Source organism: Corallococcus terminator, assembly GCF_003611635.1.
Lineage (GTDB): Bacteria > Myxococcota > Myxococcia > Myxococcales > Myxococcaceae > Corallococcus > Corallococcus terminator.
This window is the reverse complement of sequence record NZ_RAVZ01000056.1, coordinates 1-17,444: the sequence shown is the minus strand read 5'-3', so window position 1 is coordinate 17,444 and position 17,444 is coordinate 1. Positions and strand designations below refer to the sequence as shown.

Sequence of the window (17,444 nt, the reverse complement as noted above, 5' to 3'; positions counted from 1 at the left end):
CGGTGGGGGGACGCAGCCTGGAGGCACGGACATGGAGCAGAAGCCGCTGCGGGACTTCCTTGAGATTCCCTACGACGAGCTGGAGGAGCTCAACCTCCGGGTGAAGGAACAGCGCATCCAGCGCGTGTCGCCGGAGAAGATGCGCGACGAGCGCATCAAGTACCTGACCGACGAGAAGCGCATCAAGGCCATCACCGTGTGCTTCACCGACCTGGAAGGTCGGCTGCACATGCTGGACTACGACAAGAAGTTCCTGCTCAAGAGCGCGGACAACCTCACCTTCGACGGCTCCTCCATCCGCGGCTTCTCCGCGCAGGCGGAGAGCGACCTGCGCCTGAACATCGACTGGGGCGCGTTCTACTGGCTGCCCTCGGACATCTTCGGGCCCGGCAAGGTGCTGGCGTTCAGCGAAGTGCTGGAGCGCGACGGCACGCCGTACCACTCGGACATGCGCGGGCAGCTCAAGCGCGCCACCGACGCCCTGTTCCAGAAGGACGGCACCGTGTTCCACGCGGCGCCGGAAATCGAAGGCTTCCTCTTCAAGAGCCGTGACGCCGAGCGCCACTACCACGAGGAAGGCAAGTTCGAGTTCATCTCCATCGGCGGCTACTACCACGCGCTGCCGGGCGACGCGCTGCGCACCTTCATCGACAAGGCCGCCGAAGCGCAGCGCGCCATGGGCTTCCAGAACGAGAAGGACCACCCGGAGGTCGCGCCCAGCCAGTTCGAGATGAACTTCTCGTACAGCGAGGCGATCATCGCCGCGGATCAGATCCAGCTCTACAAGCTGCTCTGCCGTCAGGTGGCCGCGCAGTTGGGCCTCACCGCCAGCTTCCTGCCCAAGCCCGTCACCGGGGTGAATGGCAACGGCATGCACATCAACATGTCGCTGTCGAAGAACAACAAGAACCTGTTCCACGACAAGGCGGGCCAGGACGGGCTGTCGCAGATGGGGTGGGAGTTCATCGATCGCATCCTCACCAACGCGAACGACATCTGCCTCGTGCTCAACTCCAGCGTGAACTCGTACCGCCGGTTGGATCCGCACTACGAGGCGCCCAACCAGATCAAGGCCTCCGCGAACAACCGCGGCGCCATGGTGCGCATCCCGTTTGGCAATGAGCGCAGCGCGCGCGTCGAGTGTCGTTCGGTGGCGCCGGACGCCAACCCGTACATGGTGCTCTACACGCTGATGAAGACCGGCCTGGAGGGTCCGCAGCCGCAGGAGGACGCGGAGACCAAGCGCAGCCGCACGCGCTTCCTGCCGGACAACATCTACGACGCGATCCGCTTCTTCAAGGGCAGCCAGTTCATCGCCCAGACGCTGGGTGAGGCGGTGCAGGGCAAGTACGCGGAGCTGAAGGTCGGCTCCGCGGACCGCTGCCCCAAGCAGTTGGGCACCCGCGTGAAGGAAGCGGAGATCCAGTTCCATCACGAGGTGACGAACCAGTACCTCTGGAACCTCTTCTAGAGTTCCCGGTAGCGCGCCTGGAGGAACAGGTAGGCGGCGTAGGCCACCAGGCCCGCCGCCACCACCCCCAGGAGCACGTCGCCCGCGGGTTGGCGGGCGACGACGGCCAGGGCCTCTCCCAGGCCCTTGGCCTCTCCCGGGTTCGCGTCCACGGCGGAGCGGACCAGGAAGATGCCGATGACGGAGAACACCACGCCGCGCGCGGCGATGCCGAAGCGCGACACCCGCTCCACCCAGTGACGCTGCTGGGCCGCGAGGCCGGTGAGCGTGAGCTTCTCCAGGAACTTGCCCTGCCACGCCTTGTGGAACTGCTTCACCGCGAAGCCGATGATGCCCAGGCCCACGAGCGCCACCAGGACGCGGCCGAAGGGCTGCTCCATCAGCGTCGCCGTCCAGCCCTGCGTCCCCTTGCTCCGGCCCTGTGAAGCGCCCACCACGGTCTTCAGCGCGAACAGGGCCAGCGACGCGTAGATGGCGCCGCTGAGGAAGTACATGGCGCGCGTGGCGATGCCCTTGGCGTCGGAGCCCTTGTCCTCGGTGTCCGCGAACGCCTGGGCGAAGCGCCAGACGACGAAGCCCAGCAGGCCCACCACCAGCACCGACAGCAGCACGATGCCGAAGGGCCCCTGCGCCACGGTGCTCACCGCTCCATGGCTGTCCGTGGCGCGACCGCCCTCGCCCGCCGCCAGCTTCAGCGCGAGCACCCCGATGATGGCGTAGACGGCGCCCTTCGCCGCGTAGCCCATCCGCCCCAGCTTCTTCGCCCACGGGTGGTTCGCGGCCTCCTTCGCCCCACGCGACAGCCGCTCCATCCCTGGCCCGCGCATCACGTCCATCGTCGCCATGCGAACGCTCCTCCCGTCCCCGAGTCGGGACCGAGGACAGGGTGCGCATCCGAAGGCCCGTCCGGACGGAAGGCCCCTGTGCCCCGTCTGGGCATCAGGCGGGACACGGGGGGCTCGGCTGGCTGGCTGCTGTCACGAGGGGTGCGCGGGCGGTGGGCGCGGCGGCAGGCCCCAGTGGTCCGCGTCCACCTCCTCGCGGATGTCGCGGCAGGCGCGCACGATGCGGACGAGCTGTTCGGCCGTCAGTCGGCTGTGCATGGAGAAGCGGATGAGCGCGCGGTCGGGCGACGTGGCCGGTGCGCAGAACACGGAGCCGAAGATGCCCCGCTTCTGCAGCGCGTCCCGGAAGGTGACCGTGCGTGGCTCCAGCCCGGACTCCAGGGAGATGATCTGCGAGGCGCAGCCGTGCAGGTCGTAGCCCATCGACGCCAGCTCATGGCGCAGGAAGCGGGCGTTCGCGTGGAGGCGGGCGCGGCGCACGTCGCCCTCCTGGACCAGGGTCAGCGCCACGTCCAGCCCCGCGATGTCCTGGGGCACCAGCGTCACGCTGAAGACGGCGGGCCCGGAGCGCATCTTGAAGTAGGGCGCGAAGCGCTTCGTGCAGGTGATGAGGCCCGAGCGCGACACGAAGGCCTTGCCCAGGCTGGCGGTGCGGAAGTGCACCCGGTCCAACAGGCCCAGCTCCACCACCATCCCGGCGCCGCGCGGACCATGCGTGCCCAGCGAATGCGACTCGTCTACGACGAGGACACAGCCCTCCTGGGCGGCCAGGTCCGCCACCTGCGTGAGGGGACAGACGCTGCCGTCGGAGCTGTAGACGGAGTCCACCACGATGACGCCCGGCCCGTGGGCGCGAATCTGTTCCTTCAGGTGCGCCACGTCGTTGTGGCGGAAGGGCACCGCCGTGGCCCCCGCGCCCCGGATGCCGTCCCAGAGCGACATGTGCGCCCGGCGGTCCGTGTAGACGGGCACGTCCTTGTCCGCGATGCACATCAGCAGCCCGACGTTGGCGTTGTAGCCGGACTGGCACAGCACGGTGGTCTCCGCCCGGAGGAAGTCCGCCAGACGCTCTTCCAGCGCGGGCTGGGGCTCCTTCCCATGCAGGAAGACGCCCGACACCAGGACGCCCTGGCCATCACGCCGCAGGGCCTCCACCTCGGCTTCGACCAACCGGGGGTGGCGCGCCAGTCCCAGGTAGTCGTTGCCGTTGATCATGATGGCGTCCGGTCCGGGCGCGATGCTGGACAGGATGTGACGGGAGCTGCGCCAGCGCTTCGTCCGCTCCTCGTGCGCGGCCTGTCGCGCCTGGAGGAACTCCGGCTCGGCGGGATGAGGCAGGGGGTTCGGGTCGCTCCCGGTGTGCGGCTCCAGCATGTTCGGCCTCCATCAGCGGTTTCGCGCGGACAGCCGGCACGGAACCGCTCGCAGCCCCCTCTCCGGGGAGACTGGCGATGCACTGCCCCGCGCGGTACCGGCCGTGGCAGGCGCTCAGCGCAGGGTCCGCACGGCCTGCACCACGCGGGGCCACTCCTTGGAGCGTGGATCAATGAGCTCGAAGTGGCCCGCGCCCTTCAGCGGCACGAGGTGCACCGGATCCTTCTGCTGGACGCCCCGGGCGTGGAAGCCCTCGCTCACCGTGAGGGGCACGGTGTCGTCCTCCGTGCCGTGCAGCAGCACCTGCGGCAGCTTCAGTGGCTGGAGGGCGGCGGGCGACGCGACGGCGTAGCGTTCGGGGACCTGCTCCGGCGTGCCGCCCATGAAGGTCTTCACGATGCCATTGCCCAGGTTCAGCTCGGCGCCCCTTGCGAGGTCCACCACGCCCGCCAGGGACACCACGCCCTTCAGCTTGAGGGGTGCGTCGCGGTAGAGCGGCTGACGCGCGGTGAGCCGGTGGCGGGCGGCCAGCCACATCGCCAGATGACCGCCGGCCGAGTGGCCCATCGCCACCACGCGCGTCAGGTCCAGGCCCAGCGAGGGCGCGGCGTCCACCAGATGATCCGCCGCGGAGGCGACGTCCTCCAGCGTGCCGGGGAAGCCTCCTCCATCGTGGCCCACGCGCCGGTACTCCACGCTCCACGTCGCGAAGCCGCGCTTCGCCAGGTCCGCGCACAGGTGGCCCGCGTGCTCCAGGCCGTACTCCGCGCGCCAGAAACCGCCGTGGACGAAGAGCACCACCGGGTGGGGGCCCTTGCCCTTGGGCTTGCGCAGCTCGGTGAACTGCTGCGGTGCCTCACCGTAGGCGATGCGCGCGTCGGGCGGTGGCTGCGGCGTTTCCAGGACCCACATGGAACTCATGCGCCCATCTTGGGAACGGGCGGCCCGCCGCCGCAAGCCGTGGCGCGTCCAGCATGTGTCCTCGCGTGGGATGCGCAGCGACAGGTCCCTCCAGTACGCTGCCCTTCCCATGGGGGCCTCTTCGCGTGCATGAGAAGAACGAAGCGGAGCTGAAGCTCGCCCTGGCCGAGGGACTGCTCTCGCGTGAGGACGTGGAGGCCCTGCGCGAAGAGGCCGCGCGGCGCGGTGTCGCACCGCTCCAGGTCCTCGTGGAGCGCGGACGGCTCTCCGTCGATTCGCTCGTGGCGCTGCGCCGGGAGCTCGTGGCGAATGCGGCCTCGGAAGAGGTCATGGAGGCGGAGTCCCCCGCGTCGGCCGAGCCGCGCGAGGACAGGGCCGACAGCGATCGTAAACAGTCCGCCCCGGCCCCCTTGTCTCCCGAGGGCGCAGGGTCCGGCCCCGACGACACCCTGCCTCCGGGCGGTGCTCCGCCCACGAGCGTGGACGGCCCCGCGTTCCCGGTGCCGTACTGGGAACGCTACCGCCCCGTGCGCTTCCTCGGACAGGGCGGCATGGGGCGCGTGTTCCTGGCGCACGACGTACGACTGCACCGCGACGTGGCGCTGAAGTTCGTGCGCGACGAAGACCCGGAGCTGTCACGACGCTTCGTCGCCGAAGCACGGGCCCAGGCCCGCGTGGACCACGAGCGCGTCTGCCGCGTGTACGAGGTCGGCGAAGTCCAGGGCCGCGCGTACATCGCCATGCAGTACGTCGCGGGCCAGCCGCTGCAGGCCCTGTCCGGTCTGCTGTCCGTGGAGCAGAAGGCGCTGGTGCTGCGCGACGCCGCGCTGGGCGTGCACGCGGCCCACCAGGCGGGGCTCATCCACCGCGACCTCAAGCCCTCCAACATCCTGGTGGAGCGCGCGGAGGACGGCGCCCTGCGCCCCTACGTCATGGACTTCGGTCTGGCGCGCGACTGGACCGGGAGCGAAGGCTTCACCGCCACCGGCACGGTGATGGGCACGCCCCAGTACATGGCCCCCGAACAGGCCCGGGGCGAAGTCACCCGCCTGGACCGACGCGCGGACCTCTACAGCCTGGGCGCCACGCTGTACCACCTGCTCACCGGCCAGGCCCCCGTGCCCGGTGCCAATGGCCTGGAGGTGTTCAGCCGCATCGCCACGCATGAGCCCCGCCCGCCGCGCGAGCTGGCCCCAGAGGTTCCCGCCGACCTGGAGGCCATCGTCCTCAAGTGCCTGGAGAAGGACCGCGCCCGTCGCTACGACTCCGCGCGAGCGCTGGCGGACGACCTGGAGCGGTTCCTCGACGGCGAACGGGTGCTCGCGCGCACCGGCCCCGCGTATCGCGTCCGAAAGTGGGTGGCCCGGCACCGGCGCGCGGTCGCGGTGGCCAGCATCGTCGGACTCGCGGCGGCGGGCGCCGCGGGCCAGGGCGTGATGGCGCGGAGGGAAGTCTCCCGGCGCGAAGCCCTGACCCGGCGCTTCACCGAAGGCGTGGAGCGCATCGAGGCCCAGGCCCGCTACTCCGGACAGGCACCCCTGCACGACACGCGGCCGGACCGCGAGGCCATGCGCTCCCGCATGCGCGACATCGAAGCCTCCATGCGAGAGGCCGGCACCGTGGCGGACGGACCGGGCCACTACGCGCTGGGACGCGGGTTCCTCGCGCTGGGAGACGACGCGGCGGCGCTCCAGCACCTGGAGGCGGCCTGGGCCGCGGGGAACCACGAGCCCCGCGTGGCGTACGCGCTCGCGCTGGTGCTGGGGCATCGGTATCAGCGCGAACGGCTGGAGGCGGACCGGATCCCGGACGCCTCTCAACGCGAGGCGAAGCGGAAGGAGGCCCAGGCGCGCTCGCGCGACCCGGCACTGGCATTCCTGAAGCAGGGCCAGGGCGCGGAGGTACCCGCGCCCGAATACGCCGACGCGCTCCGGGCCTTCTACGAAGACCGCTTCGACGAAGCCCTGAAGTCGCTGGACGCACTGGGCACGCGCCTGCCGTGGTTCCATGAAGCCGCGCTGCTCCGGGGCGACATCCTGCTCGCCCGCGCCGTGCGCCACGCCCTGGCGAGCGAGCGCGACCAGGCCCGGAACGACCTGGACGCCGGCCGCCATGCCTACGACACGGCGGCCGACATCGGACGCAGCGTGTCCGCCGTGCACCGCGCGCGGGCGGAGCTGGAACAGGAGGCCCTGCTGCTGGAGCTCTCCGGCCAGGGCGACGTGCAGCCCGCGTACACGCAAGGCATGGAGGCCGTGTGGCGCGCGCGGGTGGCGGCGCCGGACGAAGCGGACACATGGGTGCTCGAAGCACGCCTCCACCGCCGGCTCGCCCAGGTGCGCGTCAGCAGCGGGGGCGAGGTGGAACCGCTGCTCACCCGCACCCTGGACGCGGCGAAGGAGGCGCTGAAGCTCGCGCCCGACAAGGTGGAAGCGCGCCATGCGCTGGCGATGGGCTGGTGGCAGTGGGCCCGCTACCGGCAGGGCCGGGGCGAGGATCCCCGCGAGCAACTGCACGCCGCGGTGGCCGCCTTCGACACCATCCCCGAGTCCGCGCGTGACTACGACTTCCACCTGGACCTGGGCCTCGTGTTCAAGGTGTGGGCGGACTCCGAGGACGGACGCGGCGGGGACTCACTGCCCTTCCGGGGGAAGGCCATCGACGCCTTCCGGGAAGCGCGGAAGCGGGACGGCCAGCGGCTGGAGGCGTGGATCAACCTGGGCACCGCGTACGTGAACCGCGCGAACCATCCCCAAGCCCTGGAGCCGGACAAGGACCTGGAGGAAGCCCGGTCGTCGCTGGAGCACGCGAGCCAACTGGACCCCGGCCATGTCGTGACGTGGTTCTACCTGGCGGACGTCCACCGCACGCTCGCGCTGCGCGTGCGCGACCACGGCGGCGACGCGGGCCCCGGGCTCGCAAGGGCGCTGGAGTGCTACCGGAAGGCCGTCGCCATCAACCCGCGACTGCCGCCGCTCCTGAACGGCGTGGGCACCGTCCTGCTCGACCAGGCGCGCGAAGCCTGGGACAGGGGCGACGCGCCGGAGCCGCTGCTGGACGAAGCGGAGCAAGCCTTCACCCAGGCCATCACCACCGCCCCCACCGTGGGCTTCGCGCACAACAACCTGGGCGAGGTCCGCGCCTGGCGCGCCACCTGGAGGTTGGCGCGAGGAGAAGACCCCACCGCGAGCGCGAAGCAAGCGCAGGCCGCGCTCCAGAAGGCGACCGCGCTGCTGCCCGGGCTCGCGCAGCCCTGGGCCAACCTGGGGCAGGTGCACCAGACGCTGGCCGCGTTCGCGCTGAAGCGCGGCGGGAATCCCGGGCCTGACACCGCACGCGCCACGGAGGCGCTGACGAAGGCGCTGGAAATCAACCGGTCCCTCGCGCAGGCGTGGCGCTGGCTGGGAGAGACCCAGGCGGTGGACGCGCGCTGGAAGGCATCCCGGAGCTCGACGTCCGACGAAGGCTTCCAGCTCGCGGCGGACTCCTTCCAGAAGGCCCTGGACCTGGAGCCCACGAACCTGGAGCAGCGCCTGGCCTATGGCGCCTTCCTCCGGGACCGGGCCACGTGGCGGGAGGCCCCCGGACAGGACGCGCGGAAGCAACTCCAGCAGGGACTGTCACTCACCGAAGCGGTGCTCACCGCGCGCCCCGGATGGAAGGACGCGAACCGACTGCGCGAGGACCTGCGCCGCGTCCTCGCGCGCCTTCCGCCGGATTAGGGCGCCATCAATACCAGGTGGTGGCGGACAGGAACGTCGAGCCATCGGAATAACGCACCCGTCCCCACTGGGTCGTCACCGGAGGGCAGAACGGCGGGCAGACACCGCTCACCGCGTAGTACCGGTACACGATGTCGGCCTCTCCATCGCCCGTCACATCCGCGACCCAGGTCGGGAGATTCCCGCCCAGGGACGAAGCCCAATACCCGCTTCCGAGGAAGGCCGTGCCGCTCGACGCCCGGACCTGCACACCATCCGTGTTCTCGACGATGACGTCGGCCTTTCCATCCCCCGTGACATCCTGGAACCAGACGCCCTTGGTGCCATTGAACCCCACCGAGAGCCACGTCGAAGCCGTCCCGAAGGCACTTCCCGTCGACGGCCGGACGAGGATGCTGTTCGTGTTGTGGGCAATGGCGTCCGCGATGCCGTCCCCCGTCACATCCTCGTAGTAGATGTGCCGCTCCGCGACGAAGTCGACGCTGGTCCAGGCCGTTCGGGTATTGAACCCCGTGCCGCTGGAGGTCGCGACCGAGATTCCGCTGCCACCCACGATGTTGGGGTTCAGGATGAAGTCTGCCTTTCCATCCCCCGACACGTCCTTGAAGTCGAAGCGCGTCCAGCCACTCCAGCCGACCTCCGAATACCACTCCTCCTCGGGAAGGAAGGAGGAGCCATTCGAGCGCCTGACAATGACGCGAATGGCACCGCCATCCAGGTACTCCCGAACAGCGATTGCGTCAGCGCGGCCATCTCCCGTCACATCCGCGAACCAGACACCGTAGGCCGTGGGAAAGGCCGTGGAACTCCACGTCGAAGATGTCGAGAAGGTCGAACCATTGGAAAGCGCGACACGGAGGGTGCCGGCCGACTCATACCAGATGAAATCGGCGCGCCCGTCCGCGTTCACGTCCGCCATCGCATCGCCGCCCGGACTGATGCCATCACGGGCTTCACTGGGGAAGAAGGGGGCCAGGAACAGCGCGACAGCCATTGCCTTGTTGAACAATTTCAATGCTCCCGTAGCGATTGGGGTTCCACGCCGGACCTTCACCAGACAGAGCCCGGCCCGGCGCATGTCTAACTACTATTGCATCCCCAATCACTCAAGACTGGCTTTCCAAAATCTCTCAACAACTTCAAACCCTGAAGCTCTGGCCTGCCCTTTGACTTTGAACTTGACTTGTCTGAAGTTACCCTTGGAAAGAGAGCGGCACACGGTCCCCCAGGACCGGCACCGCTCCCTCTCCCGGCGCCGCTAGTTCTCGCCGCGCCCCGTGACTTCCAGGGTGCCATTGATGGTCTCGGTGATGCCCTGGGGCTCATTGCACTTCGAGCAGTCGCTCATCGGGCAGGACCACAGCTTGTGGCTCCCCTGGGGATCCTTGCCACGCAACGTCCACGAAGCGCTCTGGCAGGCAGGCACCAGCAACGGGTTCTGCGAGCCCTCCTTGAAGAGCGACTCGCCCGACACGCCGATGCACCGGTCCTGCTGCACCTGGGACACGAAGGTCACGGTCTGTCCGGCCTGCACCTGCACGGTCGTGGTGCTGAAGTGGACCTTGCCCTCCGCGTTGGCGGTGATGAGCACGTCCCCGGGGTTTCCCGGAGGGGGTGTCGGGCAGGGCTGCACCGGCGTGCTGTCATTCTGCGCGGCCGCCGCGGTGTCGGTGGAACGAGAGGGCGTGGCGCAGGCCAGCAGCCCGGTGAAGCACAAGGGAAGAAGGGTTCGGATTCGCATGACGTGGCTCTCCAGGAAGACTGCGTGATGGCACATCCAGGCCCTGTCGGATGGAAGGATATTCGGGGGCGAAGTGCGGAAGCGCTCACCTCCTCCACCAGCGCCGTCGCTCGACCTGCCCCCAAGGACGCCCTTGGCAGCGACGGGGCGGCTGTTCACCTTCCCCCGGCAGTGATGCGCCTGCTGCACCGGCCGCGCGGCGGACCGGGCCTCGGACTCCCGCCGCCCCTGGCCGCGAGGTGACGGATGGGCGACGAAAGCGTCGCTCCTGGAGGCAGGGCGGGCGCCACCGGGGAATCGGTGCTGGGGCGAAGACGTGGCTGGCTGCGAGGCGCGGGCGCGGAGGAGGGTCGATGGGGCAAGCGAGGCATGGGTCCTTGCGCGTGGCCATGGGCCTGGTGCTCGCGCTGGGAGCGGCCGCGCCAGCCTGCCTGCCCCAGAGCCCGGGGCGGACCGCCGTTCCCGAGTGCACAGAGACCCCAGGCGCCGCACTCGAAGCGGACGCGCCCGTCCAGGGTGAGGATCCGCGCGGCTACGTCGAAGAGGATGGGCTGCCGGTGCTCCACCTCTACGTGGCGGATTCGCTGCCAGACGACGACGGCTACCAGGCGGCGCGCGTCTTCTATCGCGGGCGCTGCCACGTCGCCCGGGCCAGACATCGAGGGGCGACGTCGAAGGCCTTCCCCAAGCGCAGCTTCACGCTCCACTTCCTCGATGGGCAGACCTTTGACGAGCCCTTGCTCGCGGGCGGCTTCTCGGACCGGCGCAAGCTGGTGTTGATCAGCCCCTTCAATGACAATTCATACATCCGCGCCCGACTCGGCTTCACCCTGTGGAGCCGCATGTCTTCCGAACACCTCCAGGTGAAGACCTTCAGCGCTGTCGTCTATCTGGACGGGCGCTATCACGGACTCTTCACGGTGGCGGACCACGTCGACCGTCACTCGCTCGCGGCGCAGGGGATGGACGCCAGGGGTGAGCTCTTCAAGGCCGTGGGCCCAGGCGCCAACTTCTCCCGGCAGGATGCGTTCGACAGGCCCAAGCTTTCGCTGCATCAGGACCATGAGAAGAAGGAGGGCGAGCCCGAGACGGGAGATGGGGCCTACGCCAGCATCGAGCAGTTCACCGCCTTCGTGGCGGACACCCCTCCGGAACGCTTCCGCGCGGAGCGAGGCGCCTGGATGCGCGTGGAGGACTATGAGGGCTGGTGGATGCTGGCCCACCTGGCGGCCCTGTCCGACTCCGTGGCGAAGAACGCCTACCACTTCCGTGCGCAAGGAGCGGCGGCGCGATGGCGATACATCCCCTGGGACCTGGATGCCAGCTTCGGACAGAACTGGGACACCACGAGGCGGGCCCCATGGCCGATGGACATCTTCCCGGAGCAGAACCTCATCTGGACCCGGATGATGGAGGATCCAGCCATCCGTCAGCCCCTCCGCGAGCGATTCCACACGCTGCTCCTCACCTCGCTTCACCGGGACGTCGTCCAGGGGCTCATCGACACCTATGCCGCCGAGGTCGAGCGCGCGGCCCGGAAGGATGAAGCCCACTGGGGCGAGGCCTATCGCCAGTTCCCGCTCTGGAACCAGCGCACGGACATCAACAGCTTCGAGGACGAGGTGAAATACATCCACGACTGGGTGGATGCCCGTTGGGATCTCCTGGAAGAGGAGCTCCGCTGACAGCGAGGCGGCAGCACGGTTTGCACGGCTGACGCGGCATTGGCGCGATGGGGCTCAAGTCGGAGTTCGTGTAGAAAGCGCAGTCCTGCGTTGAACCTGCCCCCAGGGTTGCTCCCATGTCCGACGAAGCCCGTGGCTACCTGCTCCGACAGTTTGAAACAGCGTGGGCCCTCACCCGTTACCACCTCGATGGGCTGACGACCGAGGAGTGCCTGTGGCGCCCTGCCCACAAGGGCTTGCACGTGCAGCCGCTTCCGGACGGGACGTGGCGCGCCGACTGGCCCGAGCACGAAGGCTATGACCTCGGGCCCTCCAGCCTCGCGTGGCTGACGTGGCACCTCGGCTTCTGGTGGTCCATGGTGCTCGACCACTCCTTCGGCGAAGGGACCCTCACCCGCGAGAGCGTGCCGTGGCCCGGCGATGCCGACGCCGTCCGCGAGTGGATTGGCCGGCTCCAGGGCCAATGGCAGACCCTCCTCGAAAGGCTCACGGACGAAGACCTGCGCTCACCGCTGCGAACACGCTGGCCCTTCCAGGACCGTCCGTTCGGAGACGTCATCGCCTGGGCCACTGTCGAGCTCACCAAGAGCGCCGCCGAACTCGGCTACGCACGCTTTCTCTACGCCGTCAGCGCCCGCTGAGTGAGGACGAAACCAGCGGGGGGAACCATGCCCCCGCGGTGGTAACTGCCCGCGGCAGGCATGGTCCCATTCCAGACCGGGCGGTCAGTAGTGGCAGGTCCAGTCCGTGCCACAGAAGCCCCGTCGGCCGTTGCAGTCGCACTCCGCGTCGTCGGAGCAGAACTGTTCCGAGCACAGGGGACCGCCGGGGCCTCCGCCCCCACCGGTGCTGTAGGTGAACTGGCAACTGGACTGGACGCAGGTCGCCGTGAGCGCACCGGGGCACGCGTTCCGGCAGTCCTGGTTCGTGTCGCAAAGGCTCTCATGACAGAGGGGGCCCAGCGTGGACGCGTGAGAGGCGTCCTCGTAGCTCGCGTTCGGGGCCTCGGCGGAAGCCACGGGCGCGACGCCAAGCAACATGACCGCGCTGAAGGACAACAACCGACGCAAGAGCGACATGGGAGACTCCTGGGGACAAGGCGAAACGCACCATCGCGTCGCGCCCCTTGAGCCTACAAGCCAATGACAGTCTCAGTCCGCGTTCCGGATGACCGGACCTGGCGCTGTTCAGTGGCGCGCTCGCCGAGCCGTCCACCCCCTGGGTCGAGGGTGACGGGGCGGCGTGCAATCCGGGCCGGCCTGCCGCGGCGCGTCTGGTCGCCGGGGGGCCACTAGAACTTCTAGCGCTCCTGCCCGTTGAATGGCCCCATGTCCTTCCACGTCCCTCGTGCCCTGCACGTGCTCCTGACCCTGGGGTTCGCCACCCCCCTCGTACTGCTGGCGCCCCGCGTCCTCGCGGCCCGGGCCACCACCCGCTCCCTGGGCGGCGCGGACCGCTACCTGACCCATGTCACCACCGACAAGCCGCTCTACCGGCCCGGGGAGCAGGTGCTGGCACGGGGCCTGATGCTGGAGGCCCTGAGCCGCAAGCCGTACGCGGGCTCGCTCCAGGCGCAGTTGGAGGTGCGGGGGCCCCGGGGCGACGTCGTCACCACCACCACGCTGTCCACGGCGGACGCCGTCTGGGGATACGCCTGGCCCATCCCCGCCGGTCAGGCCGGCGGCGAGTACACCCTGCGCGTCACCTACCCGTGGTCGGGCGCGGCCCCCGCGGAGCGGAAGTTCGACGTGCGCGCCTACCGGGCCCCCCGGCTCAAGTCGCAGATTGAGTTCCTCCGGGACGGCTACGGGCCGGGCGACACCGTCACCGCCACGCTGGACGTGAAGCGCGCGGAGGGCGGCGTGCCCGAGGGCGCGAAGGTGACGGCCACCGCGCTCGTCGACGGCGCCACCGCGGCGAAGGTGCCGTGCACGGTGGACGGCAAGGGGCGCTGCACGGTGAGCTTCCCGCTGCCCGCGGCCATGGAGCGCGGTGAGGGCACGCTGGCCTTCACCATCGAGGACGGGGGCGTGGTGGAGTCGGCGGCGAAGACGATTCCCATCCTCCTCCAGACGCTGGATCTGGCCGTGTACCCGGAGGGCGGCGAGCTGGTGGCGGGGCTCACGTCGCGCGTCTACTTCGAGGCGCGCACGCCCGCGCGCAAGCCGGCGGACCTGGCGGGCCGGGTGGTGGAGGTGGGCTCCGGCAAGGTGGTGGCCCGCGTGCGCTCGGAGCATGAGGGCCGTGGCCGCTTCGAGCTGACCCCGCAGGAGGGGGTGCGGTACGCGCTGCGCATCGACGCTCCGTCCGGCATCCAGAAGAGCTTCCCGCTGCCGGAGGTGAAGCCGAGGGGCGCCGTCATCCGCGTGCGCGAGGACGTGGTGCCCGCCGGCAAGCTGGTGCAGCTCGCGGTGGGACTGACCGGCGTGGGCCGGGCGACGGTGACGCTGAGCCAGCGCGAGGTGCGCGTCGCCTCGGTGGTGCTCGGGGACTCGAAGGGCGGGCCGGTGACGCTGGACCCGGGCGAGGCGGACGGCGTGCTCGTCGCCACGGTGTGGGACCACGACGGGCGGCCTGTCGCGGAGCGGCTGGTGTTCCGCCAGCCCTCGAAGGAGGTGAAGGTCGAGCTGAAGGCGGACCGCACGCGCTACGTGCCCGGCGGCCCGGTGCAGCTCACGGCCCGGACGACGCGCGACGGCAAGCCGGTCTCCGCGCTGGTGATGCTCACCGTCACGGATGACGCGGTGCTGGAGCTCCAGGAGAAGCGCGACCAGGCCCCGCAGCTCCCGGTCATGGTGCTGCTGGAGCCCGAGGTGAAGGAGCTGGCGGATGCGCAGCTCTACCTCGACGCGAAGAATCCCAAGTCGAAGCTGGCGGTGGACCTGCTGCTGGGGACGCAGGGCTGGCGGCGCTTCGCGCTGACCGACACACAGGGCTTCCTCGCCCGGCATGGTGACGCGGCGATGCGCGTGCTCGCGGTGCGCTGGCCGCAGGAGCCCGTCCAGAGGCCCCGGCCGGCCAGCAACAGGGGCGGTCGGGTCGCCTCCGCCGCCGCCGCGAAGGGCGGGATCGTGCAGCCGATGATGGATCGGGAAGTCATGGACGAGGACGAAGGGGTCGCTGGCGAAGGAGCCGCCATGGGAGGTGTGATGCCCGAATTGGCCAAGGCCGCCGCCCCGGCTGCGGCGCCCCCGGCCCGGGAGCCCGCGGCGCCCGTGGTCGTGGCTCCGGCGCCCATGGCCCCGGCGGCCCTCCAAGCGGTCGCGCCCGAGGCGATGGCGGAGGAGGAAGCGCCGATGATGGACAAGGCCCGCGCCAAGCGGGACATCAACTTCGATGACAGGAGGAGGGTCCTCCGGAGACCGACGGTCTACTTCCGCGAGTTCGCGCACACGCTGCGCCCCAACCGCAAGGCGGGGGACCGGGTCGACTTCGCGGAGACGCTCTACTGGAACGCAGGCGTGCGCACGGATGCCCGCACCGGCGAGGTGATGGTGTCCTTCGCGATGAGCGACTCGGTCACGACGTTCAAGGCGTTCGCGGGAGCGGTGGGTGGTGACGGAGCGCTCGGCTCGGCGGTGGCGGAACTGGAGTCGGTGCAGCCGTTCTACGCGGAGCCCAAGCTGCCCCTGGAGGTGACGTCGGGGGACGTGGTGCGGCTGCCGGTGGCGCTGGTGAACGGGACGGAAGGGAGGCTTTCGGGCGCGGGGGTGAAGGTGGAGCTGAAGGGCGACGTGAAGGTGACGGGCGGAGGCACGCAGGACCTGGCCTCACAGGCGCGGGCCCGGCAGCTCTTCTCGCTGGAGATTGGCCAGGACGCGAAGCCGGTGGACGTGAAGCTCACCGCGAGCGCGGGCGAGTACACGGACGTCGTCACCCGCACGCTGTCCATCAAGCCCCGGGGCTTCCCGGGCCGCGTGTCCTTCGGCGGGCTGCTGTCCTCCAAGGAGCCGGTGGTGCACCGGGTGGTGCTCCCCGAAAGCGTGGTGCCCGGCAGCGTGCGGACGTCCATCGCCCTGTACCCCGGCCCGCTGGCCAACATGACCGAGTCGCTGGCGCGCCTCATCCAGGAGCCCTCCGGCTGCTTCGAGCAGACCAGCTCCACCACGTACCCGATGACGATGGCGCAGCAGTACTTCCAGACGCACACCGGCGTGAACCCGGAGCTGGTGGCGAGCGCGAAGGAGAAGCTGGAGCGCGGCTACCAGCGGCTGGTGGGCTACGAGACGTCGGAGAAGGGCTACGAGTGGTTCGGGCAGAACCCAGGCCACGAGGCGCTGACCGCGTTCGGCCTGCTGCACTTCACGGACATGCGTCAGGTGCGCGAGGTGGACACCGCGATGCTGGAGCGCACGCGCGAGTGGCTCCTCCAGCAGCGGGACGGACAGGGCGGCTTCAATCGCAAGCGCCGCGCGCTGCACGTGTGGGTGGAGGACGCGGACACGTCGAACGCATACATCCTCTGGACGCTGCTGGAGAGCGCGAGCAATCCGGCCTCGCAGGCGAAGCAGTTGTCACAGGAGGTCGCCACGGTGAAGGCCGCGGCGGCGAAGAGCACCAACAGCTACGTGGTGGCGCTGGCGGCCAACGTGATGGCGCTCGCGGGTGACACCGCCGAGTCCCGGTCGCTGATGGGCCGGCTCGCGTCCCTGCAGGCCAAGGACGGCGTGGTGGGCGGCGCGACGCAGTCCATCGTGGGCAGTTCCGGGGAGACGCTGAACATCGAGACCACCGCGCTGGCGACGCTGGCGTGGATGCGCGACCCCTCCCACGTGAGCAACGTGGAGCGGGCGATGAAGTTCCTCGCGGAGTCCAGCGACGGTGGCCGCTACGGGGCGACGCAGAGCACGGTGCTCGCGCTGCGCGCCATCATCGCCTACGACAAGGCGAGAGCGTCGAAGCTCATCCCAGGCCTGGTGCGCGTCTACGTGGAGGGCCGTCCGGTGGGCGAGCCCATGCGCTTCGACGGCACCACGCAGGAGGCCCTCAAGCTGCCCGACGTGAGCGCGCTGCTCGGAGCGGGCGAGCGCCGCGTGGAGCTGCGGATGGAGGGCGGCGCGGAGCTGCCGTACTCGGTGGAGGTCACCTACAGCGCGCTGATGCCGGCCAGTTCGAAGGACACGCAGGTGACGCTGGAGGCGACGCTGGCGAAGACGGAGCTCACCGAGGGCGAGCCCACCGAAGCGCGGGTGGTGATTGCCAACCGCACGGGCCAGCGGCTGCCCACGGCGGTGGCCATCTTCGGCGTGCCGGGCGGGCTGGAGGTGCGGCACGACCAGCTCAAGGAGCTGGTGAAGCGGCAGGTGGTGGATGCGTACGAGGTGCTCGGGCGCGACGTGGTCCTGTACTGGCGCGGCATGGAGCCCAACAAGCGCATCAACGTGCCGCTGTCCCTGGTGGCCGCGGTGCCCGGCACGTACACGGGCCCGGCCAGCCGCGCGTACCTGTACTACGCGGACGAGCACAAGACGTGGACCCAGGGCGTGAAGGTCTCCATCGCCCCGAAGCCGTAGCCACCGCCAGCCACGTGGAAGGCCGCCGCCGCGCCCTACGGAGCGGCGGCGGTCTCCGTGTTGAAGGCCCAGGCGCCATTGGCATGACCGCGCCCGACATCACTCAGCGTATGGGAGCAGCAAGACGGGGAGCCGGGCGAAGCCGTGCCCCGGGCCCCCCGCTGTGATAATC

At 70.0% G+C, this 17,444-nt stretch carries 11 protein-coding genes; 5 read left to right on the top strand and 6 right to left on the bottom strand.

Features of this window, described 5'->3' with window-relative positions:
* Positions 1 to 31 precede the first annotated feature (31 nt).
* Positions 32 to 1,471 carry a glutamine synthetase family protein gene (locus D7V88_RS11150; protein ID WP_120540609.1) on the top strand — a complete coding sequence of 480 codons (1,440 nt, stop codon included), beginning with the start codon at positions 32 to 34 and terminating at the stop codon, positions 1,469 to 1,471.
* Here the strand turns inward: D7V88_RS11150 and D7V88_RS11145 are convergent.
* From D7V88_RS11145 to D7V88_RS11135, 3 genes are all read right to left on the bottom strand, one after another.
* A complete protein-coding gene (locus D7V88_RS11145) occupies positions 1,468 to 2,316 on the bottom strand; it encodes a DUF1206 domain-containing protein (RefSeq protein WP_120540608.1) in 849 nt (282 codons plus the stop codon). The genes D7V88_RS11150 and D7V88_RS11145 overlap by 4 nt on opposite strands.
* 132 nt (positions 2,317 to 2,448) lie before the next feature.
* On the bottom strand, positions 2,449 to 3,690 hold the full coding sequence (cqsA, locus tag D7V88_RS11140) for an alpha-hydroxyketone-type quorum-sensing autoinducer synthase (RefSeq protein ID WP_120540607.1): 1,242 nt from the start codon (positions 3,688 to 3,690) through the stop codon (positions 2,449 to 2,451).
* A gap of 114 nt (positions 3,691 to 3,804) precedes the next feature.
* Positions 3,805 to 4,611, bottom strand: coding sequence for an alpha/beta hydrolase family protein (locus D7V88_RS11135; protein WP_120540606.1), 807 nt, complete (start codon positions 4,609 to 4,611; stop codon positions 3,805 to 3,807).
* A gap of 125 nt (positions 4,612 to 4,736) precedes the next feature.
* On the opposite strand from D7V88_RS11135, the gene D7V88_RS11130 reads away from it, so the two are divergent.
* Positions 4,737 to 8,333 carry a protein kinase domain-containing protein gene (locus tag D7V88_RS11130; protein WP_244238094.1) on the top strand — a complete coding sequence of 1,199 codons (3,597 nt, stop codon included), beginning with the start codon at positions 4,737 to 4,739 and terminating at the stop codon, positions 8,331 to 8,333.
* 7 nt (positions 8,334 to 8,340) lie between these two features.
* Here D7V88_RS11130 and D7V88_RS11125 read toward each other — a convergent pair whose 3' ends face one another.
* Positions 8,341 to 9,411: an FG-GAP repeat domain-containing protein gene (locus D7V88_RS11125; RefSeq protein ID WP_120540604.1), complete on the bottom strand. Its 1,071-nt coding sequence runs from the start codon at positions 9,409 to 9,411 to the stop codon at positions 8,341 to 8,343.
* A gap of 180 nt (positions 9,412 to 9,591) precedes the next feature.
* A complete protein-coding gene (locus D7V88_RS11120) occupies positions 9,592 to 10,074 on the bottom strand; it encodes a hypothetical protein (RefSeq protein WP_147448686.1) in 483 nt (160 codons plus the stop codon).
* Positions 10,075 to 10,427: 353 nt separating this feature from the next.
* On the opposite strand from D7V88_RS11120, the gene D7V88_RS11115 reads away from it, so the two are divergent.
* Together D7V88_RS11115 and D7V88_RS11110 are read left to right on the top strand one after the other, a co-directional pair.
* Entirely contained in the window at positions 10,428 to 11,759 is a 1,332-nt protein-coding gene (locus tag D7V88_RS11115; RefSeq protein WP_158625061.1) for a CotH kinase family protein, read from the top strand.
* Between the two features lie 116 nt (positions 11,760 to 11,875).
* On the top strand, positions 11,876 to 12,400 hold the full coding sequence (locus D7V88_RS11110) for a DinB family protein (RefSeq protein WP_120540601.1): 525 nt from the start codon (positions 11,876 to 11,878) through the stop codon (positions 12,398 to 12,400).
* Between the two features lie 84 nt (positions 12,401 to 12,484).
* On the opposite strand, the gene D7V88_RS11105 is transcribed toward D7V88_RS11110, so the two are convergent.
* Positions 12,485 to 12,838, bottom strand: coding sequence for a hypothetical protein (locus D7V88_RS11105; RefSeq protein ID WP_120540600.1), 354 nt, complete (start codon positions 12,836 to 12,838; stop codon positions 12,485 to 12,487).
* 249 nt (positions 12,839 to 13,087) lie between these two features.
* On the opposite strand from D7V88_RS11105, the gene D7V88_RS11100 reads away from it, so the two are divergent.
* Entirely contained in the window at positions 13,088 to 17,272 is a 4,185-nt protein-coding gene (locus D7V88_RS11100) for an MG2 domain-containing protein (RefSeq protein WP_120540599.1), read from the top strand.
* Positions 17,273 to 17,444: the final 172 nt, after the last annotated feature.